Source organism: Alphaproteobacteria bacterium, from assembly GCA_016870095.1.
Lineage (GTDB): Bacteria > Pseudomonadota > Alphaproteobacteria > Paracaedibacterales > VGCI01 > VGCI01.
Genome location: VGCI01000011.1, coordinates 1 through 24964 on the forward strand (window position 1 = coordinate 1; position 24964 = coordinate 24964).

General features: G+C 40.1%; 22 protein-coding genes, 1 tRNA gene and 1 riboswitch. Of the genes, 12 read left to right on the forward strand and 11 right to left on the reverse strand.

Going from position 1 to position 24964, the window contains the following annotated elements; genetic code table 11:
- Positions 1-167 precede the first annotated feature (167 nt).
- Entirely contained in the window at positions 168-440 is a 273-nt protein-coding gene (locus FJX03_07745; GenBank protein MBM3633573.1) for a hypothetical protein, read from the reverse strand.
- Positions 441-700: 260 nt separating this feature from the next.
- Positions 701-1816 carry a SagB/ThcOx family dehydrogenase gene (locus tag FJX03_07750; protein ID MBM3633574.1) on the reverse strand — a complete coding sequence of 372 codons (1116 nt, stop codon included), beginning with the start codon at positions 1814-1816 and terminating at the stop codon, positions 701-703.
- Between the two features lie 153 nt (positions 1817-1969).
- A riboswitch (TPP riboswitch) is annotated at positions 1970-2082 on the forward strand.
- Between FJX03_07750 and FJX03_07755 the strand changes: the two genes are divergently transcribed.
- Entirely contained in the window at positions 2070-3374 is a 1305-nt protein-coding gene (locus FJX03_07755; GenBank protein ID MBM3633575.1) for an MFS transporter, read from the forward strand. Its footprint overlaps the riboswitch before it by 13 nt.
- Here the strand turns inward: FJX03_07755 and mutY are convergent.
- Entirely contained in the window at positions 3371-4426 is a 1056-nt protein-coding gene (mutY, locus tag FJX03_07760) for an A/G-specific adenine glycosylase (protein MBM3633576.1), read from the reverse strand. The two genes, FJX03_07755 and mutY, sit on opposite strands and share 4 nt — an antisense overlap.
- Positions 4427-4547: 121 nt before the next feature.
- Between mutY and FJX03_07765 the strand changes: the two genes are divergently transcribed.
- On the forward strand, positions 4548-4787 hold the full coding sequence (locus tag FJX03_07765; GenBank protein MBM3633577.1) for a DUF2282 domain-containing protein: 240 nt from the start codon (positions 4548-4550) through the stop codon (positions 4785-4787).
- A 155-nt stretch (positions 4788-4942) separates the two neighbouring features.
- Here the strand turns inward: FJX03_07765 and FJX03_07770 are convergent, their stop codons facing one another.
- The 4 genes from FJX03_07770 to FJX03_07785 all read right to left on the reverse strand — a co-directional run bounded on the left by FJX03_07770 (position 4943) and on the right by FJX03_07785 (position 8328).
- Entirely contained in the window at positions 4943-5647 is a 705-nt protein-coding gene (locus FJX03_07770) for a M48 family metallopeptidase (GenBank protein ID MBM3633578.1), read from the reverse strand.
- 2 nt (positions 5648-5649) lie between these two features.
- Positions 5650-6111 (reverse strand): helix-turn-helix transcriptional regulator, encoded by a 462-nt coding sequence (locus tag FJX03_07775; GenBank protein ID MBM3633579.1) that lies wholly within the window; start codon positions 6109-6111, stop codon positions 5650-5652.
- A 26-nt stretch (positions 6112-6137) separates the two neighbouring features.
- On the reverse strand, positions 6138-7661 hold the full coding sequence (lnt, locus tag FJX03_07780) for an apolipoprotein N-acyltransferase (GenBank protein MBM3633580.1): 1524 nt from the start codon (positions 7659-7661) through the stop codon (positions 6138-6140).
- An 88-nt stretch (positions 7662-7749) separates the two neighbouring features.
- Positions 7750-8328, reverse strand: coding sequence for a malonic semialdehyde reductase (locus FJX03_07785; protein ID MBM3633581.1), 579 nt, complete (start codon positions 8326-8328; stop codon positions 7750-7752).
- 275 nt (positions 8329-8603) lie between these two features.
- On the opposite strand from FJX03_07785, the gene FJX03_07790 reads away from it, so the two are divergent.
- On the forward strand, positions 8604-9230 hold the full coding sequence (locus tag FJX03_07790; GenBank protein ID MBM3633582.1) for an outer membrane lipoprotein carrier protein LolA: 627 nt from the start codon (positions 8604-8606) through the stop codon (positions 9228-9230).
- A 36-nt stretch (positions 9231-9266) separates the two neighbouring features.
- Here FJX03_07790 and nusB read toward each other — a convergent pair whose 3' ends face one another.
- Positions 9267-9749 (reverse strand): transcription antitermination factor NusB, encoded by a 483-nt coding sequence (gene nusB, locus FJX03_07795; GenBank protein MBM3633583.1) that lies wholly within the window; start codon positions 9747-9749, stop codon positions 9267-9269.
- 227 nt (positions 9750-9976) lie between these two features.
- On the opposite strand from nusB, the gene FJX03_07800 reads away from it, so the two are divergent.
- Complete coding sequence (locus FJX03_07800) at positions 9977-10723, forward strand: hypothetical protein (GenBank protein ID MBM3633584.1); 747 nt, start codon at positions 9977-9979, stop codon at positions 10721-10723.
- Here the strand turns inward: FJX03_07800 and uvrB are convergent.
- Positions 10720-12885: an excinuclease ABC subunit UvrB gene (uvrB, locus tag FJX03_07805; protein MBM3633585.1), complete on the reverse strand. Its 2166-nt coding sequence runs from the start codon at positions 12883-12885 to the stop codon at positions 10720-10722. The genes FJX03_07800 and uvrB overlap by 4 nt on opposite strands.
- A 43-nt stretch (positions 12886-12928) precedes the next feature.
- Positions 12929-13016: transfer RNA gene (locus tag FJX03_07810), tRNA-Ser, on the reverse strand.
- A gap of 350 nt (positions 13017-13366) precedes the next feature.
- Here FJX03_07810 and FJX03_07815 point away from each other — a divergent pair.
- The 5 genes from FJX03_07815 to FJX03_07835 all read left to right on the forward strand — a co-directional run bounded on the left by FJX03_07815 (position 13367) and on the right by FJX03_07835 (position 18584).
- The gene (locus FJX03_07815) at positions 13367-14518 is read left to right on the forward strand and encodes a hypothetical protein (GenBank protein MBM3633586.1); all 1152 of its coding nucleotides are present in this window, start codon (positions 13367-13369) and stop codon (positions 14516-14518) included.
- 8 nt (positions 14519-14526) lie between these two features.
- Positions 14527-15162 (forward strand): lipoyl(octanoyl) transferase LipB, encoded by a 636-nt coding sequence (gene lipB, locus FJX03_07820; protein ID MBM3633587.1) that lies wholly within the window; start codon positions 14527-14529, stop codon positions 15160-15162.
- A gap of 26 nt (positions 15163-15188) precedes the next feature.
- Positions 15189-16139 carry a DMT family transporter gene (locus tag FJX03_07825; GenBank protein ID MBM3633588.1) on the forward strand — a complete coding sequence of 317 codons (951 nt, stop codon included), beginning with the start codon at positions 15189-15191 and terminating at the stop codon, positions 16137-16139.
- Positions 16136-17464 carry an amino acid permease gene (locus FJX03_07830; protein ID MBM3633589.1) on the forward strand — a complete coding sequence of 443 codons (1329 nt, stop codon included), beginning with the start codon at positions 16136-16138 and terminating at the stop codon, positions 17462-17464. Before FJX03_07825 ends, FJX03_07830 begins: the two co-directional genes overlap by 4 nt.
- Positions 17465-17555: 91 nt before the next feature.
- On the forward strand, positions 17556-18584 hold the full coding sequence (locus tag FJX03_07835) for a hypothetical protein (protein ID MBM3633590.1): 1029 nt from the start codon (positions 17556-17558) through the stop codon (positions 18582-18584).
- Here FJX03_07835 and FJX03_07840 read toward each other — a convergent pair.
- Positions 18581-20734, reverse strand: coding sequence for a hypothetical protein (locus tag FJX03_07840; GenBank protein MBM3633591.1), 2154 nt, complete (start codon positions 20732-20734; stop codon positions 18581-18583). The two genes, FJX03_07835 and FJX03_07840, sit on opposite strands and share 4 nt — an antisense overlap.
- Before the next feature lie 442 nt (positions 20735-21176).
- On the opposite strand from FJX03_07840, the gene yejB reads away from it, so the two are divergent.
- From yejB to FJX03_07855, 3 genes are read left to right on the forward strand one after another with little or no spacing between them, the layout of a single operon-like run.
- The gene (yejB, locus tag FJX03_07845; protein ID MBM3633592.1) at positions 21177-22274 is read left to right on the forward strand and encodes a microcin C ABC transporter permease YejB; all 1098 of its coding nucleotides are present in this window, start codon (positions 21177-21179) and stop codon (positions 22272-22274) included.
- Complete coding sequence (locus FJX03_07850; GenBank protein ID MBM3633593.1) at positions 22271-23299, forward strand: ABC transporter permease; 1029 nt, start codon at positions 22271-22273, stop codon at positions 23297-23299. Before yejB ends, FJX03_07850 begins: the two co-directional genes overlap by 4 nt.
- Positions 23296-24906 (forward strand): ABC transporter ATP-binding protein, encoded by a 1611-nt coding sequence (locus tag FJX03_07855; GenBank protein MBM3633594.1) that lies wholly within the window; start codon positions 23296-23298, stop codon positions 24904-24906. The genes FJX03_07850 and FJX03_07855 overlap by 4 nt, the downstream gene beginning before the upstream one ends.
- Positions 24907-24964 lie beyond the last annotated feature (58 nt).

Here is a 24964-nt window from a genome sequence, read left to right on the forward strand (position 1 = left end):
GAATGGGAGGCGGCATCGGAGGAGGAATGACTGGTGTTGGTGGAATGGGAGGCGGCATCGGAGGAGGCATGACTGGTGTTGGTGGAATGGGAGGTGGCATCGGCGGAGGAATGAGTGGATCTGGTATTGGGGGTATTGGTGCGGGCAGTGGTAGCGGTATGAGCAATTCAAATTTGACGGATAATGCAGGAGCTAAGAAAGAAGCGAAAGATAAAAAGAAAGCTGAGAAGAAGGAAAAGAAAAAAGAAGAAAAGAAGGCCAAAAAAGAAGAGAAAGACAAGAAGAAAGAAAAAAAGAAGGAAGAGAAGAAAAAAAAGAAAGCTGAAGATAAGAAAAAGAAAGAAGAAAAAAAAGAGAAGAAAAAAGAGGAAAAGAAGAAACATAAGGAAGAAAAGAAAAAGGAAAAGGGAAAGAGCGATAAAAAGAAGAGCGAAGATCATAAGAAAAAGAAAGAAGAAAAGAAAAAGAAGGCCAAGGAGCGTAAAAAGGAAAAGGAGACTAAGAAGGCAAGAAAAAATCAAGAAAAGAAAAAAGGCGCTAAGGCTCGGACGGAAAAGAAAAAGGAGAAGAAAAAAAAGAAATTTAGAAAAACCTAGAAGAATTTCTAACTAAAATTTTGATGTTTGTTGATGTAATTTTCGTCAATATTTTCAGAACCACAAAGTATAGCTACCTTTTTCCCCGAAAGAATTTGGCATTCCTATTTTTCAAAATATTCTCTAAATCCCTTATAAACTGCAGATTTTTGACCATAACCTGCTCCTAAGAAGTGTAAAGGGGCTTGATGAACCCCATCAAGTTTTAAGTGGCTAGAAACGTTTACATCATGAATGTTTGCTGTCATCCATGAAAGAATTCCCAAGGAAGTGGCGACAAGTTGAAAAGTTTGGGACAAATGTCCGGCGTCTAACAATGCCACTCGGTAGCCTCGAGAGTGGGGATATTTCCACCACAATTTTGCAAAGAAGGCGACGATAAATACTCCAAATGCAAGACCTTCACCAAAAGGTTGACCCATACAAAAAGCGGATAACTCGTCATCGGACAATGCGTTGTTTATAGAAACAAGACCGTGGCGTTCTACATCATAATGGTAAGTTCCGGGTTCAATACCCACAACATTATGGATGGTGATAAAAGCTTCATTCGGGTGCAGTCCCCCACCCGATGCGCTTGTTTTTCGCACACCCAATTCTCTCAGACCAGCCTCTGTCAAATCATGCCAGGGACCATGAAACAAACCAAATGTAGTAAATATAAGTGTACTAAAAGCTTCCAACGAAACAGGTTGTCCATCAAAATTTCGAACAGTTTGTCGTTGTTGTAAAATCTCCTGAAAAGATCTTTGGTTTAATAATTCTAAATTAGGAGAGGGTAAGGGGAAAAATACTCCTTTCCTCTTCACATATATGTCCTCAATTTTTCGCTCTATTGCCTCTTCGCATCCCGCTACATAATCTGCAATCCACTCTTCTTTTGAGGTGTGTTCATCGTTGACAACATTTCGAGTGCCTATATGAAAAATGTAGGAGAGTTTATCCCAATTCCAGGAAGGTTGTGTCGGAGCCTGGGGAACCAAAATGCCTTCCTTAACCAAATGGTGGTCGATGTCAGCAGAAGCTTCATCGGCTTCGTCCTCTTTTCCTTGAGAGTAAGCAATTAGCCGTTCAAAATAAGATGAGTTAAGGGAAAATTGTTGATGCTTCTGATAGTCCCACAAGACGATACCCTCATCTTTTAATAAAAAAAATAGATCTGAATTCAAGTATAATTTTGACATTTTACGACTTTCTTTTTTTATTTTTGCTAATGGCATACGCCAGGTTCGTTTTTCGTTAACACAGACTAACTTACATGATTAGGTTATGTTGAGAAAAGTAGAATATTGTTAAAAAAATTCTAACCCCACCTTCTGATTAACAGGAAAATTTTTCAAATTGACACTCACTAAGGTGATCGATAGGATACAGTTACTTGCCGGGGGTGCTGAGTTTTAATGTCTCAGCTGAGAGAGCGATGGTCGCTTAACCCTATAACCTGATCTGGTTCGTACCAGCGGAGGGAGTGCCATGAATCATAGTGCAAAAAAGCAATTATTTTTATCTAATTTTCAAGCTGTTAATCCTAAGCGCCAAAATATTTCTCCCGTTAAGTTACCGGTCTTTCTCCTATCAATTTTGGGAACAATTTTAGAGTATTTTGAATATGCTATATATGGATTTTTAGCCCCCATTTTAGCTCTTCATTTTTTCCCCGAGGGAAATTCGACTGCGGCGCTGCTCAAAACCTTTGGTGTATTCGCTGTGGGATCTTTGTCTAAACCTTTAGGTGCACTGATTTTCGGATATTTAGGGGATCGATGGGGACGACGCATATCCTTACGCTACAGTATGATCGGTATCTCTTTTCCAACATTCATTGTTGGAATTTTGCCTAGCTATGACTCTTGGGGCTGGAAAGCAGCTGTTGCACTTGTGTTATGTCGAATGTTCCAGGGTATATTTATTGCTGGAGAATCGGATGGTGTGCGAATTTATGTCTTTGAACATTTTGGCAAGAAATATCCATGTCTTATGACTACGTTTGTGGGATGTGGAGCCTATTTAGGCATAGCTTTCGCTTCGTTAGTTGCTTCTCAAATTCCGGCAACGGGAGAAAAGTGGCGGTTGGCTTTTTTAGGGTGCAGCATGCTGGGTGTCATTGTTTTTGCTTTACGGCGCTACTTGGTAGAAACACCCCCATTTTTGGCTTATCAAGAGACCCATCATGAACTTGTCCCTTTATCGCAAATCCTGAAGACACATTGGAAAGCTCTCGCGCGTACCATTATGATTTGTGGGGCTGCGGGAGGGGCCTATCACTTTTATCTGTTATTTCAAGGAACCTATTTGTCAAAGATTTTAGGGCTGCTCTCTCCTCATGAAGGAGCACTTCATAGTTTTTTCTTCACGTGTGTCTATGTTATAATTTTGCCTTTTGCAGGTTGGGTTGCTGATTATTGGGGACTTGTTCGGGTTGCTAAAATTGGTGGCTTGTTGACGTTAATTTTAATTTCTTTGAATACAGTGCTCATCACTGCACAGACAATTTCCCTTCCCTTAATGATCTTAACGACTATAAGCATCGGATTCTTTATTACGCCAGGATATTTGTTTTTACTTCATCAATATGATGTTGGTTTTCGATTTCGAGGTTTGAGTTTGGGTCATACAGTGGGATCAATGCTTTTTTCAGGAACAACACCTTTTGTTTGTCTATTATTATGGCAAACAACGGGTCTGGCTTATGTTCCCTATCTATATTTTTTCTTTCTCATGTTGATGGGGCTAATGGCCTTTATCTGGGGGGAGAAAAGTCAAGGCTGTCCAAACTAAACTGAGTGATCAGTGGCGGTTTGAATTACTTTTTTCATTACCGTTGGGAGAGCATAAGATTTAAGATTTTCGAGGGGGCTCCAAATTCCGAAAATGGGTCGGGTGCATTTTCCCTTTAGAATTTGCAATTCCAAGTGAAAGTGGGTGAAGGTATGAGATACTATTTTTGGTAAGGGTTTCCAAATCTCGACACCTTCTGGTGCATAAGGAAGCATTTCTTTAGAGGTAAGGCCCCAAGGTTTTTCTCGCCACTGCGTTGTGGGCAAACCTATCAACCCGGCTAATAAACCTTTGGCTGGGCGTTTCTCCAACAAAATTTCTTGATCCTTATTTTCTAACCAAAAAACAATTCCATATCGTTGAGGTTTAATTTCTTTGGGAGCAGGTATGGGAAGGTTTTGAGCAATTCCTTGAATGTATCCCTTACAAATTGTTTGTAACGGACATATCTCGCAACGAGGATTTCGAGGTCGACAAATCGTTGCACCTAAATCCATCAAAGCTTGAGCAAAATCTCCACTTCTACGAGGAGGGATCATTTTTCTAACAAGACTATGAATTTCTTTTTTAAGAGATGGTAAGGGTGTGTCAAGACAAAGAAGACGAGAAAATACGCGCACAATATTTCCATCAACAGGAATAGTGGGCTGATTATAAGCAATTGCAGCAATTGCGGCAGCTGTATAAGGACCAATTCCTGGCAGTGTTAAGAGAGTTTTCTCATCTGAAGGAATGACCCCTTTATAGTCATGGGCCAAAATTTGTGCACACGTGTGAAGGTTACGGGCTCGACTATAATATCCCAGCCCTTGCCACACATGAAAAATATCATCAAGGGTAGCTTGGGCTAGACATTCTATGGTCGGCCACCGTTGGACAAATCTTGAGAAATAATCTTTAACAGTTGCAACAGTTGTTTGTTGCAGCATAATTTCGCTTAACAAAATTTGATAGGGATTGGGGGGATATCCCGAAACGGATCGCCAGGGAAGAACTCGCTGGTGGGTGTCATACCATTGTAAGAGATTTGTCTCTAATACCTTGTTATTTATAGTGTTTGATTTTTTCAAAACGTCCCCATCCTCTTGCGCAACTTCAAAAAAAATGATCTGCTTCAATAGTCGAGTATTAAATATTAGTGTTTATATATTACATTTACAGGAGTAATGGAAAATGAAATCTTATTTTTTTGCCGCCTTATCCGCCGCTGTTGCTATTTCTTCAACACAAGCTGAAGGTGATACAAAAGATCAAGAGAAGTGCTATGGAATAGCTAAGGCCGGAAAAAATGATTGTGCAATACCAGGTCATGATTGCATGGGACATTCAAAAGTGGATAATGATAAAAAAGAATGGATGTTTGTTAAGAAAGGTGAATGCGAAGGAAAAGGCGGATCATTAACACCAGGTTAAAATGCGATCTTTGATCCTTATCATGCAACTTTGAATCAAAACTTCAAGTTTAAATTTAGAGTTGCAAAATTTTTTGATTTTCTAACACACATCTATCCTTGTGCCGTTGTTCATTCCAAATTCTCAAACCTCTCTTATAGCCCGTAAAGTTCGGGTTATTGTTCTATCCCATATTGAAAGAGAGTTTTTCCATTTTGGCGTAACCAGTGACGTAAGGTTTTATAATCAGGGCAAAAACCTTCCACAATTTTCCAAAATTTAGGGCTATGATTCATTTCTTTCAAGTGGGCAACCTCGTGAGCACAGACATAATCTGCCACATTTTCAGGCGCAAAAATGAGTCGCCAAGAATAGGAGATATTTCCATTTGCACTACAACTTCCCCAGCGACTACGCGGGTCCCGTAAGGTAATGCGATTGATTGGTTTTGCCAATTTGTTCGCGTAAATCGTGGTGCGTTGCGTCAAAAATTGTCGGGCAACTTGATGGAGGGACTTTTGAACTGACTGTTCAAACTTATCGCTTGGGGCATGGATTAACAGATGATCGTTTTCCCACCAAGAGCGATAAGATTTGGAGATTTTGTGACATAACTTATAATCTTTCCCGAAGATGGGCAAAAGCATCCCGTCAACATATAGTTGTTTCGGTGTTGTTTTTGCAACTTGTTTTTCAAGCCATGGTTTAGATTTTTCTAAAAAATTAAAAACTTGTTTTTTGGAATAAAAGAGCGGGAGAGTTAAAATAATTTTTCCCCCTGCTTCTAGATTTACGCGAAGTGTTAACCGTTTTGCTTTGGAATTTTCTTTTACCACCAGAGGCAGTGACTTGCCTTCTATCGAGAGGTGGGAAGGGAGCATTCTTATGAATGCCCTTTTGGTTTACGTTTACCCTCTTCTTGGTTACTTTCTCTCTGGGAATCTTCGGCCAATGCCTGGACAAGTTTCAAAATCTTTTTCCGTTGTTTAGGATTTATAATTTGATGGTATGCCCGCATCAGCTCAAGAGTCTCTCTTTTTAATACAGGGTCTGCTTGGTAGGGAGAATTACCATCTTCTGCTAAGCTATTATCACCATAGTTTTCAAAGAAATAAGAAATTGGCGTCTGAAGAATTTTACTCATTTCATAGAGGCGGCTTGCTCCAATACGATTGGCACCTCGTTCATATTTCTGTACTTGTTGAAAGGAAAGACCGATCGCAGCCCCTAATTGATCTTGGCTTAATCCTAATGCTGATCGCCGAAGTCGAACACGACCTCCAACGTGGATATCAACATCATGCGGTTTCCCCTTTTTAGAAGGAGATATTTCTTGATTCAACATATCCGTATTTCTCTCTTTAAAATATTCTATTTTTTTCGTTTCTGATTAGGATGAAAGGCGACTGTTAGAACAAGCAATACAACCAATAATCCGTAGAAGAGAAGGTCCCCCCATCGTCCGTACAACGTATCATAATTCAAATGTTTTGGCAAAGTAAAGTCGATAAAATCTATATCATCTAATTCTAGGCGATATAAAATTTCTCCAAATGAATTGATTACAGCTGAAATGCCATTATTGGCAGAACGAACAAGGGGCATTCCTTCTTCAATGGCACGCACTCGGACACTTTGAAGGTGTTGATAGGGTCCTGTAGAGTGACCAAACCAGGCGTCATTTGTTGTGTTAAGCATCCATTGAGGACGATCTTTTTGGTCCACAACGGCATGAGGAAAAATGGCTTCATAGCAAATGAGGGGGCTCACGCGGGGCAAGCCAGGAAATGAAACGGTACGAATACCGGGGCCAGGGGTATAATCTCGATCCCCATAAGTTAGTTTTTTTATCGTGATTAGAGAACGTAAAGGCATGTATTCCCCAAAAGGAACGAGATGAGATTTGTCATAAATACCAACTAAATTTGCTTCCCTATCTATGCCCATCATACTGGTTTTTAATTTTCCTTGAACTTCTCGAGGAGCCCCAAATATTAAAATACCCTCCGGGGGCGCTGTTTCGGCTAGTATTTTTAAGAGGATTGGAGAGTTTTCAACAAATGTTGTGACGCTTGACTCTGGCCATATAATCGCATTTAACGGTTTTGTGGCGGGTTTGCGAGATAAAGAGATATATCGATTAAGATTGTCTTGGAAATGTTCAGCTAACCATTTGGTTTCTTGGGGTATATTAGCATGGACGATCCGTAAATTGATTTCAGGATTGTGGGCAGGAGATAAACCTTGAGCTTGCGTGACCCTATCATTTCCCCATAGCCAAAGTACACCTAAGGTCAAAAAAACGCCTGAGATCCATCCTTTGTGTTTAGAAGCAAAAATACAAGCAGCAAGTGTGGTAAGGGCTGTTAAGCCATAGATACCGATTACAGAGGTTACTTGGAGTAAGGAAATATCCCAAGTATAACCAAGCAAATTCAAAGGCAAGCCAGTTAAAACATGGCCCCGAAGCCATTCAAAGAGTGACCAAAAAGCGGTGAAAGCGAAGACTCGACTGAGGGGGGTTGTTGTCAATTTAAAAGTTATGAAAGTGGCGGTTGCTGGAAAAATGGCTAACCCTAAAGGGAGCCCTGCAGTCGCAAAAGGCACAGCAAACCACATTCCTAAAGTGCGGGGTGCATTTCCAATCCAATAAAGTCCCCCTAAAAAGTAGCCAAATCCAAAAACCCATCCCACCCAAAAAGCTGTTTTAGAGGATTTTGTATTTTGAAGAACTATTAAAAAACCAGAAAAAGCAAAGGGCAGAACAAATACAATATGGTAGGGGGCCATAGCAAAGAGGGTGAGGCAACCAAGTAGGAAACTTAACCAGAAGGGATGTTTTATTAGTAATGATACAAACCAAGGATATACTTTTGTAGCCGTTACCTGAAACATCTTTTATAACAATCACTCAGTATAAAAATAAGGCGCATGTAATTGCTGGCTTACTTTAAAACTCATCTTCATTTTCACTTTTCCTAGACTATAGGATTTTGCAAACCTCGTCAAACGTGAGGCGGGGATTTCGGGGGTGCAGCTTGGAGGAGTCTCCATATCCCAGGTTACATAAAAAATTTGACCGTATGGAGCTATTTGCAAAAAATGCCTTGTCAACCCCGGCATTGTCAAATCCGGACATTGGGCCACAATCTAACCCCAAAGAGCGTGAAGCAAGAATAAAATATGCCCCTTGTAAGGAACTATTGCGAAAAGCTGTAATTTGAGTGCGCTCTTCATTCCCCACAAACCAACTTTTGGCATCGGTGTGCGGAAATAACTTGGGAAGATTATTATAAAAGGTAAGATCATACGCAATAATAGCCGTAACAGGAGCAGCCATGGTTTTCCCCACATTACTTTCGTCGAGAAGGGGCTTTAGTTTTTCTTTACATTCTTTGGATTTAACAAAAGCAATGCGCATGGGGCAAGAATTAGCACTTGTAGGGCCCATTTTCGCTAAATCATACGCCTTTTGAAGGATTTCGTCGTCCACAGGCTTATCAAGCCAATTTGAATAGGTACGCCCTTGCAAAAACATTAAATCAATTAGTTTTTCAGTCATTTTTTCTAATTTCCTATTTTTACTGGATTATAAATCTAAAACGAGTTGTGAAGATATTAATTATTACTTATCAAGAAGAAAAAATTAGGAAAACTGTTAAATGGACCGACAATATTCTTGCTCATTTGGTGTCAAAAGGCTATAAATTTACTAGGTATTTGTTATGATAAATAAGGGTTAGCCGTATTTTATTCTGATAAATTTTATATAGTAAAATAAAATTGAAAAATGCTTGCTCTTACTTCCCTTTATAATATCTAAGGAAAGAGAAATTTATGAAAATATTATTGAAAACAGCCCTTTTGTTGGGGGGGTTAATGCTCCCGATAGCTAATTATTCTCCTACATTTGCGTTGCCATCAAAGCAACCAATTCAAGGACAAAAAGAGCAGCTTCAAAAACTGCAAAGCTATTTGAATGGTATTCAAACCCTTCGTGCTAATTTTTCTCAGACAAATCCTGACAAGACGAAATCTACGGGTAAAATGTATCTGAAGCGCTTAGGAAAAGAGAGTTTTGGCAAATTGCGTTTGGAATATGCCGCCCCTAGCTATGACAGAATTATCGCTAATGGCGAGACTTTAAGGCACTTAGATGGAGTCAGTAAAGATGTGAGCGACTATTCTATCGATAGTACACCTGCCAGTTTTTTGTTGCGCCACAAAATTGATTTTTTTAATGATTTGCAAGTAGAAACTTTGGATTTGAAACAAGATAAAATATTCCTTACCGTTCGTCGTCCGGGAGATGACAGTGTAACACTGACCTTAATTTTTGTTATGACACCTTTACTCCGTCTCCAAGAGTGGACACTTCTAGACGCACAAAGCAATACAACTCACGTGGTTTTAGATCATGTTGAAATTGGTGTGCCGTTGGATGAGAAACTCTTCCGCTTCTAAAGGATAGTTTCCCAATCAAATAAGCCGTTAATTAGGCTATTCTTGCAGATCTGCGGTTCGGAGAAGCTTTGCTAGCGCATCTAATGACGCGTTGACAAAAGCAACTTCTGGTCCTGTACAAAAAGATTTCGTAATTTCAATATATTCATTAATTACAACAGGAACGGGCACTGATGTATCCCGGCTTAGCTCAAAAACAGCGGCTCGCAATATGGCCCGGACAACGGATTCCATTCGCTCAATTCGCCAGTCTTCCGACAAAGTAGATGAAATCATAGAATCTAAATCTGCCATCCGGTCCATAACACCGATGACAATGTCTTCAAATAAAGATTTATCGGGGGTAATAAATTTTGTATTATCAACAACTTCCGTAAATCGATAATTTAGAAACTCTACGATTACCTTTTGGGGTGTTGTCGGTTCTTGTTCAAGTTGATAAAGGGCTTGAACCGCTGCCAATCGAGCTGCTGGCCTCCCTTTAACCACAATGTTTTTCTTTGTTGTCACTATTTTTATCCCCTAACGAAAATTTAACTTTAGTATTATACCTTTTAAGAGTTGCTGACAATCTTAAGCGTATAAAAGGCAAATTTCAGCCGTTTTAAAGTTAATATAAATAACAAAAAATAAAATGGTTACAAAAACATTGATTTTATACTGTAAATATAGTATAGTAGATATTTAAGTTTAGCATAATTGTATTAATCTAATTAATAATCATTGCTAATCAAGGGGGGTGAATTATGAAAATTAAATTTAATATAAATCTTCTATTTGCAGTATGTGTTACTTTTATTTTCACGTATAAAACGAAATCAATCGAAACTGAAAAAGTAGAGCAGCCTTTTACGACAGCAACCTTGACTAGAACTGAATTATTAGATACGCCGCCCTTAACACAAGTCCCACAAGAAAGTTTATTTCGCACTGAGCTCAATCTTTCGGGAACTCTAGTTGGATTTGCCAAAGCCATTTCATTACAAGAATCTTATGAGAGAGATTTGAAAGTAGTCCTTGCGGAATCAGAGCGAACAGCTCAATTAGAAGCAGATACAAGAAAGGCATTGGAACATTCCGCTGAATTGTATGAAAGAGAGAAAAAAGACCAGCGCAAAATGGAAATAGACGATCAACTCCAAGTTCTTCGTGATTTAAGGAAATTTTACTGGGATGAAGAAAGCGATTTAAGTCGTCAATTGCGCAACTTACATATTGAAAAATACGAAGCTATACTCCGACCTGAAAAAGGGAGGGATGCTAAAGCTATTGACGAAGAGCGTGTCAGATTAGAAAAATTACTAACGGATAACAGAGCTCATTGTAAGTTTGTGTGGGATCAAATAACAGCCTTAGATGCTCAATGGATGGAAATTCTTATGCAAAGACTCTATACACCGATAGGCTCTATTCCACGGGTTTCTAATATACTCGAGACAGAGGAATTACCCACGGAGCTATCACAAGCTAGCCAATCGAAAGACAAACTTTAAACAGCCTTTTTGGTGAGCCCCAAATCTTGCGCTTCGAGGCGGCGAATATCATCTCGTAATCGGGCAGCTTCCTCAAATTCGAGATTGGCAGCCGCATCACGCATACGGTGCTCTAAGTCTGCCAGGTGTGTCTTCAAAGATTTTCCAACCAAGTGGGGCGCGTCGTTGACGTCAATCGTCAGATGGTCTGCCTCATAAACAGTGCCCAAAATATCTGTAATAGATCTTTTTATGGTTTCTGGGGTGATTCCATGGGTAATGTTGTAGGCTTGTTGTTTTTCTCGGCGGCGATTTGTCTCGCTTAAGGCTTCTGACATTGATTTAGTCATTTTATCCGCATACAAAATGACGCGGCCATCAACATTTCGAGCAGCCCGACCAATGGTTTGAATGAGAGAAGTTTTTGATCGTAAGTACCCCTCTTTATCTGCGTCTAAAATAGCAACGAGGCCGCATTCTGGAATATCTAGCCCTTCGCGAAGCAAGTTAATCCCAATGAGAATATCGCACACACCAAGTCGCAAATTTTTAATAATTTCAATACGTTCTAAGGTTTCTACGTCGGAGTGCATATAGCGAACTTTAAAGTTCGCTTCTGCCAAATATTCCGTTAAAGCTTCTGCCATTTTTTTTGTAAGCGTCGTGACGAGGACGCGCATGCCCTTGCCTACAGTTTCACGGCATTCTGCAATGAGGTCATCCACTTGATGGTCGCAAGGTCTTATCGTACAAACCGGGTCTATTAAGCCTGTGGGGCGGATAATTTGTTCGATAAATTCCCCATGAGTTTGCTCTAATTCCCACGGTCCAGGTGTAGCAGAAACAAAGATGGTTTGGGGGCGTAAAGCTTCCCATTCCTCAAATTTTAATGGACGGTTATCTTTACATGAAGGCAGGCGGAAACCATACTCACTTAACGTTTCTTTACGAGATCGGTCCCCTTTATACATACCGTTCAGTTGCGGCACAGTTACATGGCTTTCATCAATAATAAGGACTGCATTTTTGGGTAAATATTCAAAAAGAGTAGGGGGAGGTTCACCAGGGGCTCTTCCTGTAAGATATCGCGAATAATTTTCAATACCGGCACAAGTTCCCGTAGCAGCCATCATTTCCACATCAAACTTTACGCGTTGTTCAAGCCGTTGAGCTTCGAGAAGTTTATTGGCTTGATGAAATTCTTCTAAACGAATGGTTAGGTCGTGCTGAATTTGTTTAATGGCCTGCTGCATAGTAGGGCCTGGAGTCACATAATGGCTATTGGCAAAAATACGAATCGCCTCGAGGACTTGATATCTTTCGCCGGTGAGAGAGTCCATTTCTTGAATAGATTCGACCTCATTACCAAAAAAACTGATCCGCCAGGCTCTATCTTCGTAGTGGGCTGGAAATAATTCGATCACATCACCTCGAACCCTAAAGGTCCCGCGGACAAAGGAAAGGTCATTGCGCTTATAGTGTAATTCAACAAGACGGCGAATAAAGTCACTTCTTTCCATCCATTGACCGACTTTTAAGGGCAATATCATTTCACTATAAGTTTCAACGCCACCAATGCCGTAAATACAGGAAACACTCGCAACGATAATGACATCAGGGCGTTCTAATAATGATCGTGTAGCCGAGTGGCGCATCCGGTCGATCTGTTCATTGATGGAGGATTCTTTTTCAATAAATGTATCTGTGCGGGCAACATAGGCTTCTGGTTGATAGTAATCATAATAGGAAACAAAGTATTCCACTGCATTGTTGGGAAAAAAGGATTTCATTTCTCCGTAGAGTTGGGCAGCAAGAATTTTATTGGGAGCTAAGACAATGGCGGGGCGTTGAACAGCTTGAATCGCATGGGCAATTGTAAATGTTTTCCCAGACCCTGTAACCCCGAGAAGAACTTGGTCTTTGTCGCCGTTTTGAAGGTTCTTTACAATTGTGTCAATCGCCTGGGGTTGATCCCCGGCGGGGGCAAAGGGCGACTCAATTTTAAAAGGGATATCCGTCATGGTTTTATTTATATCTGAGGATGAGGGGGTATACAAGGCTTGGGTAGGAGGGTTTAAGAAATGAATAATGGCGAGGAGAAGGATTATCGCGCTGGCGCGCGTTGCTTGCGTTTGCTTCAGCTCGAACCTAAATTTTAAATAATCGAGGTTTCGAAGCTTCATTGCTATTCTCAATAGGTAGAGTAAAAACCCTACCTATTGAGAATGGCGGAGAGAGAGGGATTCGAACCCTCGATACGTTGCCGTATACACGATTTCCAATCGTGCGCCTTCGACCACTCGGCCACCTCTCCTGTGAACAATGATCAGAGATTACTCAACTCTTAGGTTTTCGACAAGGATTTTATTGTAAAAACTTGAAAATTGGCTCTTATTTTCCCATATAAATATTGACACTAGATTCTGCGATAAGGTAAAGATAAATTATGAATCAGAGCGTATACCTTAACTTTTGTGCAAATTTACGCCCCCTTTTGGTGGTGCGTTTCGGCATGCGTGTGTCTCAAATTATTGTGGCCTCACAGGCCATATAATTATTCTCCCCAACCTAAAATTTATTGTCCCTTATGCTTCCTCCGGATACAAAAATCGACAGGATAAACCGCATAATAATTTGATACTTTGAAAGAAATTGAGATGCAAAATGACACATTATAAAACTGTTTTAACGGCCGGATTCGCGATGTTTTCTATGTTTTTTGGCTCCGGCAATTTGGTTTTCCCCCTACTTGTTGGCCAAGAGTCCTTAAATCAATATCCAATAGCCATCTTGGGATTCGTCCTTACAGCAGTTCTCATGCCTTTCTTAGGTCTGGTAGGGATAATTTTATTTGATGGAAATTATCGTCACTATTTTGAAAAACTCGGTAAAATCCCGGCGTTTCTCATAATTGCCATTATTTTAATGTTGATAGGCCCTTTTGGTGTTGTGCCGCGATGTATTACTGTTGCTTTTGGGGGATTCAATTTACTGGTTCCCACTTTGCCTTTTGAGCTGTTTAGTTTCTTGTTTTGTGGGGCAATTGTTACCTGTATTTGGACGAAAAGCAAAATTGTAGACATTATTGGTCTTTTCTTAACGCCCTTTAAATTAGGGGGAATTGTTATCTTAATTTTGTTTGGACTGTGGTTTGGGCATGATGCGACTCAAGGGGATTTATCTTCTCAAAAAGCCTTCACGAATGCCTTGCTGAATGGGTATCAAACAATGGATTTGATGGCAGCTTTGTTTTTCTCAAGCGCTATCGTTTACTATTTGCGTAATCATTTAACGAGTCAGGATGATCACAAAACTTTAATTAAGATGAGCCTCACGGCCAGCGTAATCGGCGCTTTTCTGCTGACAATTATTTATATTGGTTTCATTGCTTTGGGTGCAAAATATGCTCCCTATTTGCAAAATGCTCAACCAGAGCAGTTGTTGGTGGCAATTGGTGGGCAAGCTTTGGGATATTTTGCAAAGCCCGTTATTGCTGTTATTTTGGCTGTTGGTTGTTTGGCAACCGCGGTGATTTTATCAACATTATTTGTAGATTTTTTAACACAAGATCTAACCAATGAACGTTTAAAGCGACCGCAGGCAATTTTTATAACAATGGCCATTACCTTTGCCATTTCATTGCTGGGATTTTCAAAGCTTATGGTGGTTTTGGGAACTATTTTAGACGTAGCGTACCCGGCATTGATTGCTTTGGCGATTACAAACATCATAAGCAAATTGACTCCTTATAATCATACCAAATGGATTTTTTGGAGTGTGTTGACGGTATCTGCTGGTTTAAAAGTTTTGGGATAAGAAGCATGATGGACTGGTGTATTTCTAAAGGTTTAATCCCTTATGAAGAAGCCATATCTACGATGGAAGATCGTGTTAAGGCTATTTACCAAGGGTCGGCCCCTGAGATGGTATGGATGTTGGAGCATCCTCCTCTTTATACGGCAGGTAGTAGTGCTAAACAATCTGACCTCCTTGATGGAAAGACTTTGCCGGTTTATGAGACAGGTCGAGGGGGGCAATATACCTATCATGGACCCGGTCAGCGTGTTGCATATGTGATGTTGGACTTGTCAAAACGAAGACGGGATGTTCGTTTTTTTGTAACGGCCTTGGAGCAATGGATTATTGATACTCTTGCGGTATTTGACATCAAGGGGGAGCGTCGTTGTGGTCGTGTGGGGATTTGGGTTGAGCATGAGGGGCGAGAGCTAAAAATTGCGGCCCTTGGTATTCGGTTACGTCGTTGGATTAGTTTTCACGGTATCGCTATTAATGTAAATCCTGATCTTGCCCACTTTAAAGGGATAATCCCGTGTGGTTTAACGGAATATGGCGTAACTTCCCTCAAAGATTTAGGTGTTTCTATTTCTTTAGCGGAATTGGATGATGCTTTACAGCGGACATGGGCAGAAAATTATTATTTATGGAATAATGGTATCTAGTTTCTTTTATTAATCGAGAAATCAAAATGTCAATTCACTCTCCGACTACACGTCTACCTTTGTTCTCAATTTTTATGGCTTGTGTCGGGAGTATTTTAACTGGGTTTTCGCCCATATTTGTCAAGGCATCCGATCTTGGTCCTATGACCACAGGGTTTTATCGGCTTCTTTTTTCTTTACCGTTGTTATGGATATGGATGCGATGGGAAGAAGATAAAGGAACACAAAAAAAACAGCCGATTACCCGCAACGATGCTTTTATCATCGGGCTTGCCGGGGCATTTTTTTCTTTTGATTTAGCGCTTTGGAATTGGTCAATTGATTATACAGCCATCGTTAATGCAACTCTTTTTAATAATACATCCGCATTTTTTGTGCCTTTGGTAATGTGGTTGGTTTTTTCACAAACACAATCCATGCGCACGCTCCTTACCGCTGTAAGTGGATTTATGGGGTGCGCTCTTCTTGGCTTTGAAAGTTTTCATATTAGTATGGATAATCTTATGGGAGATATTGTGTCTCTTCTCTCAGGTGTAATGGTTACGGCTTATGTTATTACTGTTAAAAGAATTCGGGGCCGATTTTCAACAGGTCTGTTAATGTTCTGGACAAGTATCGTTTCTTTGACGGGGATGGGAATATTTGGAGTTTTATTTCAAGTATCCTTTTGGCCATTAACAGCGAATGATTGGTGCAGTGTTCTGGGGCAAGGTTTGTTGGTACACGTTATGGGCCAGGGATTCTTAGCCTATTCTTTTGGTAAAATTCCTGCAAGCTATGGGGCTTTGGTTATGCTCCTTGCTTCTGTTATGGCGGCTATTTTAGGATGGTTAATTTATGGGGAAGCTCTCAGCTTCATTAAAATAATAGGCGTTTCCATTATTTTAATAAGTATTGTGGCTGTTCGAAGAGAGACATCGACACAACAAAAAGGTAAGAATCAGAAATTTGCTTTTGGTGAGGAAACCGTCACGTGAAAAAAAATGAAAAACCCTCAAATCATCGAATATTTGGTTTTTGGACCGCAACATCATTAGTCATTGGGAACATGATTGGCACGGGCATATTTTTTCTCCCCGCCAATTTGGGCGCCATTGGTTCAATAAGTATTTTAGGATGGGCGTCCACAGCAATTGGAGCATTATGTTTGGCTTACGTGTTTGCACGTCTGTCTATGGTTTATCCTCGATCTGGTGGTCCTTATACACACAGTCGTGATGCATTTGGTAATTTTATCGGATTCCAAATGGGCTGGGGATATTGGATTATGGGATGGACGAGTAACGCCGCTGTTTCCATCGCTTTTATCAGCTATTTATCGTTATTTATTCCCATTTTACGGGAAAATCGTATTTTAAGTTTTGTCGGAGCTTTAAGCGTATTATGGATGGCAACGATTATCAATTGTCTAGGTTTGCGTGCAGGGGGGCGCGTGCAATTGATAACCACAATTTTAAAATTATGCCCTCTTATTATTGTTCCTTCTGTGGGGTTATTCTTTATTAACATAGATAATTATTTTCCCACCCATCAACCGGATACGAGCCTATTCCAGGGTGTGAATTCTGCATTTGCTTTAACTTTGTGGGCATTTATTGGATTAGAATCCGCCACAGTCCCTGCAGATAGCGTTAAAAATCCTGGTCGCACGATTTCTAAAGCAACTTTATTCGGTACAGGACTAGTTGCGATTGTTTATCTCTTCACAACATTTGTTTTATTTGGATTGATACCCGCGCAAATTTTGGCATCATCCCCTGCGCCTTTCGTTGATGCCGCCGTCTTGGTTTTTGGATCTTGGATTGGACCTGTGATAGCTATTTGTATTCTCATCTCCATTTATGGTGGACTTAATGGTTGGGTTTTACTTCAAGGGCAAGTGCCCCATTCTATGGCTAAAGAAGGGTTGTTCCCCAAAGTCTTTGCGAAAGAAAGTCAAAATGGGACGCCTGTATTTGGATTAATTACTTCAAGTACTGCGGCTTCTATTCTGATGTTTTTAACTTTAAATCATACGATGGCAGATCAAGTGAAAATGGTTGTTGAAGTTGGCTCTGTCATGACAATTTTTGCTTACCTTTTGTCCTCTTTGTCGACATATATATTATTTAGAGATCAAAAAAATAATATTTATGCAAAACTTAACCCGACTTTACATTTAGCTATCGGGGGAAGTATTCTCTATGCTTTTTTTGCAATTTATGGCGCGGAATTAAGGACGCTCGTCTATGTTGGTGTTGGTTTTTTGATCGGTGTTCCTGCCTATCTAAAAGGTCAATATGACGTGAGGAAAAAGACTTAAAATTGTTAGGCAATCTTTCTTGCTTGCTATGCTCATCAGAATTGCTTACATAGTTAGTTAAGTTTTTAAATAAATTGTGGAGATTAACCTCATGAGATTGCCAACCAAATTAACTGTATCTGTCCTATGCCTTCTTTTAAATATGTCTCTTACAACAGAAGTTTTGGGGAGTAATACCACAGAGGCGAAAACACTTGCCTCAGTTGTTCCTCAAGAGAAAATTACAAAACCATTGGAAAAATCAATTCCTATAACCAATGAAAAGCTAAAGGAGGGATCAAATATTGTTCCTGGCGAGAAAGCACCCATTGCAAAAGGGATAGATGAAAAAGCGCTTCTTGAGAAAGCTAAAGGGAAAGAAAAGTCCAAAATTTCATCTCCTAAAGGTCAACAAGATAAAACGCTGAAATCTGTTGATAACAAAAAAAAGAGTGAGTTGGTTGCAAAAAATAATCAGGAGGGTTTAAGGGTCTCCGAAAAAACGGTGGCAACGTCAAAAGAAGCAACAAGGTCTCCTATAGCAGGTCATAAGGGGTGGTTTTTGGGAATACGGGGCGCATACGTACGTTCTGGAATTCTTGAATTGGGTTACGAATTTAATGATACCTTTAAGCTTCGTCTCCTGGGTCAAATTGGTCATTATAATCGTACCTACACTAGAGATGGTCAACGTTATGATCGTGTACGAATCAAGCCTCAGAAAGTTGGTCTCATGATCGATTGGCATTTGTGGAAAAATGGGTTGCGGTTGTCGGGTGGTCTTAGCTATAACTTTGATCGCATTCACCTATCTCAAGCAATTGTCGGTACGCTTCTTGGGCAACCCGCAAATATATATGGGACCATTTCAGCAAAATATAAATATCGACGAGCTTTAGCTCCCTATCTTGGAATTGGATATGATACCGGATCTCTGGGTAACTCAGGTATTAGTATAAGTGCTGATGCTGGACTTTGGTTTCAAGGAAAGGTTGTTTCCCGTGTGAATTTAACGGGAACGGGTCAGAACAATGCTACCGTTTTGGAGACTGCCAAAGTTCACACAATGAATTTGATCAATAAAAATAAATCCTTGAAGAATGTACCCATGGTTTCTCTTGGAATTCGCTATTTGTTTTAGCAGACCATTTCTGTTGTAAATTTTTGGGCGGATTCAATACGCTGTAGAATATATCCGTTGAGTCTTTGGTCGCCCTTAGGGAGGGTTAAACTTATGACAGTAAGACGAGGATTCCTGGGTATTGCAAAGAAATACCGCTCCCCACTTATTCTGAGCAACCATAATACATATTCTCCTTGTGTGAGCCTAACAAATTCCTCAATAATTCCTTTCGCAACATGGTTTGCAGTCAAGATTATAGGATCATATTGATCTGTTAAAGAGTTTAAAGGAGACTTTCGGAGCCAAAAAGCTTTCATCGTGAGATGCATATAATGATCTTGATCTGCAAGGGGTACACACACAAATCCCGTTGCCGTTGGTGTGCTGATCAGGAGCTCAAATTTTTCTCTAACTTCTACATGTTCGGGTTTATGTAATTTCATTTTCTTAACTGTTTCGGGCAGATGAATGTTTTCCATAACCGATGTGTTCGTGGTCGAAAACATCATATGATGGTCAATATTTATAGTTTTAGATTCGATCAGAGGCGCGTTCGCTTCGCGGCGTTCATTTCTCTGTTGAGCTTTTTCCCATTGTATGTTTGTTCTGGCTTTAACCATTGCAGCTCGAAATTTTTCCCATGATGTTTGCGTTGTTGCTAAGAGAATGAAATCTTCTAGGGGGCCTTCCATTTTTCCACAAAAATTTGGAATCACGCCGTCATAACAATCGACAACAATTTGTCTAATTTCAGATTCTAAAGCCTCTCTATCGTCTTTGTTTAATTTATCCCCCCACCCGGGTATTATTTTTCCTTCCATTAAGAAGCGTCGTGTATATTTGGCGACAGATTGAGCTTTCTCGTGTGCTGCGGTATCAAGCCTCTGCTGGGCTAAATTGCTGTCATGTCTTTCCATTAATTCTCTTCGACTGTGAGTTGTTGATCTTAAAACTGCGGGTGAATTCGTTTGACTGCGAAGGAGACTTGAGGCCTGTTCAAGTGTTGGGGCTTCATTTAACTGTTTTATAAGGGATTCTTCTAAAGCAGTAATTGTAAATTGAGGTCCTGTGATTTCCGTTAACTTAGCCTTGATATGAGGTTCTAGAGTATCCAGATCTTTTCCTTGCCAAATCAGCGATTTCACAAAATTGTCGAATCTGGCATTTCCTGTAGAGACAAGTCGTTGGCTTGATGATCGTGTGCTGCGTTGCAGCTTAGCAAATTTCGGAGGAGTTGCCGAACTAACGGTCGTGGCGGCTATCACCTCATCTTTTTCTTCTACTTGTTCTTTTGGAGCCGGCAAAGTCGTTGTTTCAGAATCAACTGGTGTGTCTATAAGTTTAGCTTGTTCTATATCTTTTTCATTTTGAAGTGGTTCGGTGGTATTATCCGCATTAGCTAGGTGGTATTTTAATTCTTTATTTTCATCAATTAAACCAGAAAGAAATCCAAGTACATTTTTCTTTAATGTGGAAAATATTTTGCTTACATAAAGACTCCCGCTGATCTCAATACTATCATGAGAGGCAAAAGAAAAGAAGCTATGTGCGGTATGAGAAGCGGGAATCGGTCTGCCATTAAACTGTTTTCTCAGTTCCCTATTTTCGAACAACAGATCCTGCGCAAACTGCATGGTCGTTGATTTTAAATCTTTCCATGGTACCAATTCATATAATCCGGGAAGATTTAGGGTTGGAGAGACTGTGGAGACGGAGATAAATGCAGGACTATTTTGCACATCTGGCAAGGGAGTTTCTTTTTTAGAGGTCGCTTGAGCAAGCTCAGCTTCTAATGCCGCATTTTCAGCTAAGATGCTAGACAGGATAGTAAATACATCATTCTTTAGACTTGCGAAAATTTCGGTTATAGAATCAGTTCCTATTGTTAAGGCTGTTTTCGTCTGAAAAGAGTTAAGAATTACGGGTGTACCTTTATAAGGGGTAAGGGAAAGATTTTGCAGTTGGTCTTTTAATTCTTGATTTTTATTTAACAATGTTGTCGTTGTTGCTGTGACGTATAACCTTAATTTTGTTAATGGATCCGGTTCATCCTTGACGGGTAATAATACGGGAATAACATCTTCTTTTTTTGCTGAAAATTGATCTGTGGCGTATACATTATTCATAACAGTAAGTAATAATATGAGAGAAAAAGACTTCGTTTTCATCAAAAAATCCTTAATAATATTTAGTTCAATTACAAAAAATTTATTTTATAAAATTAATAATAACCTTAAGCCCGCAATACATCATGGGTATGTTTAAAGAATTTTCACACAATAAACAAGTGAAAAATTTATGTATATTTATAAGGGCATGAAATTCAGTTATTTAGAATCATTCATTGATTATTTTGGTTAATAACAAATAAAAAAATGTCATATATATAAATTATAAATTTAATAAATTAAAAATTTAAAAATTTTAATATTTATCTTATTAAAAAATCATAATTCAATTATTATTGAAACCTTTATGCGGACACATATTTTTCATAAAGAATGGACATGGGGCATTTTGGGGCCAAACTTGCCTCTAAGTTTTTTAATCTTCTCTGTTTTTAGTTTTTTTGTGGCTAACGAGCCCAGAAATTGGTATTTAATAGAACTAATGCTAAAGTACATCTTACATCGTTTGTTGCTCATCATTCCCACGCTGTTTGGGATCATGCTGGTTAATTTCATCATCGTGCAAGCGGCTCCCGGCGGTCCCGTGGAGCAGGTTTTGGCTAAAATTCGAGGTCAAGCCTCTGATGTGGATATGCGCTTAGGCGGCGGGCAAGCTGAGACACAGACGCACCCCATGGGGGGCGGAAGCAGTGAAAGCAGCTATCGCGGCGCTCAAGGTATTGATCCCGCCTTTATTAAAGAGCTGGAAGTTCAATTTGGCTTTGACAAACCCGCACATTTACGTTTTTTTCATATGATAAAAAATTATCTGACTTTCGACTTTGGACGAAGTTATTTTCGAGACCAAAGTGTTATTTCGTTAATTGGGGAAAAATTTCCCGTTTCGCTTTCTTTGGGGTTGTGGACGACTCTCCTTGTCTATCTTATTTCCATTCCTTTAGGGGTTGTGAAAGCCGTGCGAGATGGATCAAAATTTGATGTTTGGACAAGTGGGATTATCGTGGTTGGATATGCAGTGCCGTCGTTCTTATTTGCCTTATTTCTTATCCTATTATTTGCCGGTGGCAGCTTTTGGAGTATTTTTCCGCTCCGGGGGCTTATGTCTGATAACTGGGCAGAGCTAAATTTCCTTGGTAAAATGGGCGATTATTTTTGGCATTTAACACTCCCCGTTTTGGCTATGGTCATCGGGGGCTTTGCGAAGTTGACTCTTTTAACAAAAAATTCATTTCTAGAAGAAATCAATAAACAATATGTCATAACTGCGCGTGCTAAGGGATTGAGTGAGCGTCGTGTATTGTATGGGCATATTTTTCGCAACGCCATGTTGATTGTTATTGCTGGTTTCCCTACGGCTTTCGTTGGCATTCTATTTACTTCTAACCTTGTTATTGAAGTTTTATTCTCCCTAGACGGAATGGGATTGTTAGGTTTTGAATCTGCAACGAATCGAGATTATCCAGTTATGTTTGGAACTCTATATATGTTTACCCTTGTGGGAATGGTTTTCCACTTGTTGGGAGATTTAGCATATATGCTGGTGGATCGACGCATAGACTTAGCAGCGAGTCGAGCATGACATTCTCCCCTCTGACGCATCGACGAATTGCCCAATTTAAGGCGAACCGCAGGGGGTATTGGTCATTGTGGATTTTTGGGGTTTTGTTTTTTGTCATATTGTTTGCCGAATTTCTTGCTAACGACAAACCTTTATTGGTGTCGTATGAAGGCAAATTGTATATGCCTATTCTGCAGACTTATCCGGAAACTCAGTGGGGCGGAAAATTTCAAACGGCAACAAATTATCGCGATAGTTACGTTAAAAAACTAATTGAAAAGAAGGGTTGGATGCTCTTTCCTCCCGTGCCTTTCTATATAAGCACGGTAAATTTTAATTTAGAAGAACCCGCTCCCTCCCCTCCGTCACGCGAGAATTGGCTGGGAACAGATGACCAAGGGCGCGATGTCTTAGCCCGCTTGATTTACGGCTTTCGTGTTTCCATTTTCTTTGGCCTTATTTTGACTTTTTTTTCCTCCATAATTGGTGTGATAGCGGGTGCAGTACAAGGATATTTTGGCGGGCGGCTCGATCTCATTTTCCAGCGCGTTATAGAAATCTGGAGTGGTCTGCCCATTTTGTATTTATTGATTATTTTGTCGAGCATTATTGAGCCAAATTTTTGGTTGCTTTTGGGAATTATGCTGCTTTTCAGTTGGATGAGTTTGGTTGCAGTGGTTCGAGCGGAATTTTTCCGCACAAGATCTCTTGATTATGTTCGGGCTGCCGAAGCTCTGGGAGTTCCGACTTGGCGTATTATGTGGCGACATATGTTACCCAATGCCATGGTTGCAACGTTGACGTATTTGCCCTTTATTTTGAATGGATCTATCACGACACTCACAACTTTGGATTTCTTGGGGTTTGGTTTACCACCAGGTTCGGCATCGTTAGGCGAGCTTTTAACTCAAGGAAAAAACCATGTTCAGTCCCCGTGGTTAGGGTTAACAGGTTTTTTCTCGCTGGCTATTTTATTAAGCTTACTCATTTTTATTGGAGAGGCAATCCGAGACGCTTTTGACCCCCGTAAGGTGATGGCTCGATGACATTGTTGCAAGTGAAAGATCTATCCGTCCATTTTCGTAGCCCGAATAATGTGACTACAAAAGCGGTCAATAATGTATCCTTTTCGCTGAGTCAAGGAGAAACCCTCGCTTTGGTAGGGGAGAGTGGATCCGGTAAGTCGGTGAGTGCCTTATCCATTTTAGGCCTCCTTCCTTATCCAATGGCGTTTCATCCAACAGGCTCGATTCTTTTCGAAGGGCAAGAGCTTCTCAATACGCCAGAAAATACTTTAAGAAAAATACGTGGTCATGAAATTGGGATGATATTTCAAGAGCCGATGACAGCCTTAAATCCTTTACATACCATTGAAAAGCAAATTGCGGAACCTCTTTTAATTCATAAAGGGATGAGCAAATTGCAAGCTAAAGAGCGTGTTGTGGAATTGATGAATTTGGTTGGTTTTGCAGATGGAATAAGTCGTTTGAATGCATATCCCCATCAGTTATCAGGGGGTCAGCGCCAACGTGTTATGATTGCTATGGCATTAGCTTGCGAACCAAAACTATTGATTGCAGATGAGCCAACCACAGCTTTGGACGTTACGATTCAAGCAAGTATTCTTGAATTGATCAGTGATTTACAAAAACGATTCCAGATGGGGTTATTACTCATTAGCCATGATTTGGGAATGGTTGCTAAGATGGCCCAGACCATTGCTGTTATGAGAAATGGTCATATTGTTGAACAAGGCCAAACGTCAAAAGTTTTAAAAAATCCTCAACATTCTTATACAAAGCATTTAATCGACTCTGAACCGAAAGGACACCCGTCAGCTATCTCCCGTAAAGCTGCCAACATTCTTGAAGTCAAAGATATTAAGGTGACGTTTAGGGGGCAAAAAAAATCGTGGATGACCCGTGGCACTGGCGATGTCAAAGCTGTAGAGAATGTTTCTTTGTCTCTTGTTGCTGGCGAGACGGTGGGTATTGTGGGGGAAAGTGGATCTGGCAAAAGCACGCTCGCCTATGCAATTTTGCGATTAACCGAAAGCCAAGGGCAAATTAATTTTTGTGGGGTGGAGTTGCAGCATTTATCAAGAGCCGCTGTTCGACCGATGCGACCCCAAATGCAGATTATTTTTCAAGACCCCTTCAGTTCTTTGAATCCGCGATTATCTGTTGGTCAAATTGTTGCGGAAGGATTAGAGATTCATCAAAAGCAAATTGGAAAATTGGAAATTGAAAATCAAGTTCAATCTATTCTTCAAGAAGTTGGATTGTCGCCAGAGGCAAGCCATCGATATCCCCATGAATTTTCAGGAGGTCAGCGTCAGCGTATTGCCATTGCACGTGCCCTTATTTTAAAACCAAAACTACTTATTTTGGATGAACCCACCTCTGCGCTTGACCGATCTATTCAAGCCGAAATTATCGCGCTTCTTCGGGATTTACAAAAGCGCTATCAATTGGCGTATTTATTTATAAGTCATGATCTGAAGGTTGTGCGGGCAATGAGCCATCGCATCCTCGTGATGAAAGCGGGACAAGTTGTCGAACTTCAAGAAACCGAAAAACTTTTCACAAAGCCCACCAGCCCCTATACCAAAAGCCTAATCAAAGCGTCATTCGATCTATTAGAGAATAATTAGAACTTCTGTTTTCCCAAAACTTCTTTAATAATTCCTCATATACAAATTATTAATTTTA

What these genes read in the sequence shown, in the direction of transcription:
- FJX03_07745 (MBM3633573.1), bottom strand. Translation starts at nt 440, where the DNA reads ATGATCTTCGCTCTTCTTTTTATCGCTCTTTCCCTTTTCCTTTTTCTT.
- FJX03_07750 (MBM3633574.1), bottom strand. Translation starts at nt 1,816, where the DNA reads ATGCCATTAGCAAAAATAAAAAAAGAAAGTCGTAAAATGTCAAAATTA.
- FJX03_07755 (MBM3633575.1), top strand. Translation starts at nt 2,070, where the DNA reads ATGAATCATAGTGCAAAAAAGCAATTATTTTTATCTAATTTTCAAGCT.
- FJX03_07765 (MBM3633577.1), top strand. Translation starts at nt 4,548, where the DNA reads ATGAAATCTTATTTTTTTGCCGCCTTATCCGCCGCTGTTGCTATTTCT.
- FJX03_07770 (MBM3633578.1), bottom strand. Translation starts at nt 5,647, where the DNA reads ATGCTCCCTTCCCACCTCTCGATAGAAGGCAAGTCACTGCCTCTGGTG.
- FJX03_07775 (MBM3633579.1), bottom strand. Translation starts at nt 6,111, where the DNA reads ATGTTGAATCAAGAAATATCTCCTTCTAAAAAGGGGAAACCGCATGAT.
- lnt (MBM3633580.1), bottom strand. Translation starts at nt 7,661, where the DNA reads ATGTTTCAGGTAACGGCTACAAAAGTATATCCTTGGTTTGTATCATTA.
- FJX03_07785 (MBM3633581.1), bottom strand. Translation starts at nt 8,328, where the DNA reads ATGACTGAAAAACTAATTGATTTAATGTTTTTGCAAGGGCGTACCTAT.
- FJX03_07790 (MBM3633582.1), top strand. Translation starts at nt 8,604, where the DNA reads ATGAAAATATTATTGAAAACAGCCCTTTTGTTGGGGGGGTTAATGCTC.
- FJX03_07800 (MBM3633584.1), top strand. Translation starts at nt 9,977, where the DNA reads ATGAAAATTAAATTTAATATAAATCTTCTATTTGCAGTATGTGTTACT.
- uvrB (MBM3633585.1), bottom strand. Translation starts at nt 12,885, where the DNA reads ATGAAGCTTCGAAACCTCGATTATTTAAAATTTAGGTTCGAGCTGAAG.
- FJX03_07815 (MBM3633586.1), top strand. Translation starts at nt 13,367, where the DNA reads ATGACACATTATAAAACTGTTTTAACGGCCGGATTCGCGATGTTTTCT.
- lipB (MBM3633587.1), top strand. Translation starts at nt 14,527, where the DNA reads ATGGACTGGTGTATTTCTAAAGGTTTAATCCCTTATGAAGAAGCCATA.
- FJX03_07825 (MBM3633588.1), top strand. Translation starts at nt 15,189, where the DNA reads ATGTCAATTCACTCTCCGACTACACGTCTACCTTTGTTCTCAATTTTT.
- FJX03_07835 (MBM3633590.1), top strand. Translation starts at nt 17,556, where the DNA reads ATGAGATTGCCAACCAAATTAACTGTATCTGTCCTATGCCTTCTTTTA.
- FJX03_07840 (MBM3633591.1), bottom strand. Translation starts at nt 20,734, where the DNA reads ATGAAAACGAAGTCTTTTTCTCTCATATTATTACTTACTGTTATGAAT.
- yejB (MBM3633592.1), top strand. Translation starts at nt 21,177, where the DNA reads ATGCTAAAGTACATCTTACATCGTTTGTTGCTCATCATTCCCACGCTG.
- FJX03_07850 (MBM3633593.1), top strand. Translation starts at nt 22,271, where the DNA reads ATGACATTCTCCCCTCTGACGCATCGACGAATTGCCCAATTTAAGGCG.
- FJX03_07855 (MBM3633594.1), top strand. Translation starts at nt 23,296, where the DNA reads ATGACATTGTTGCAAGTGAAAGATCTATCCGTCCATTTTCGTAGCCCG.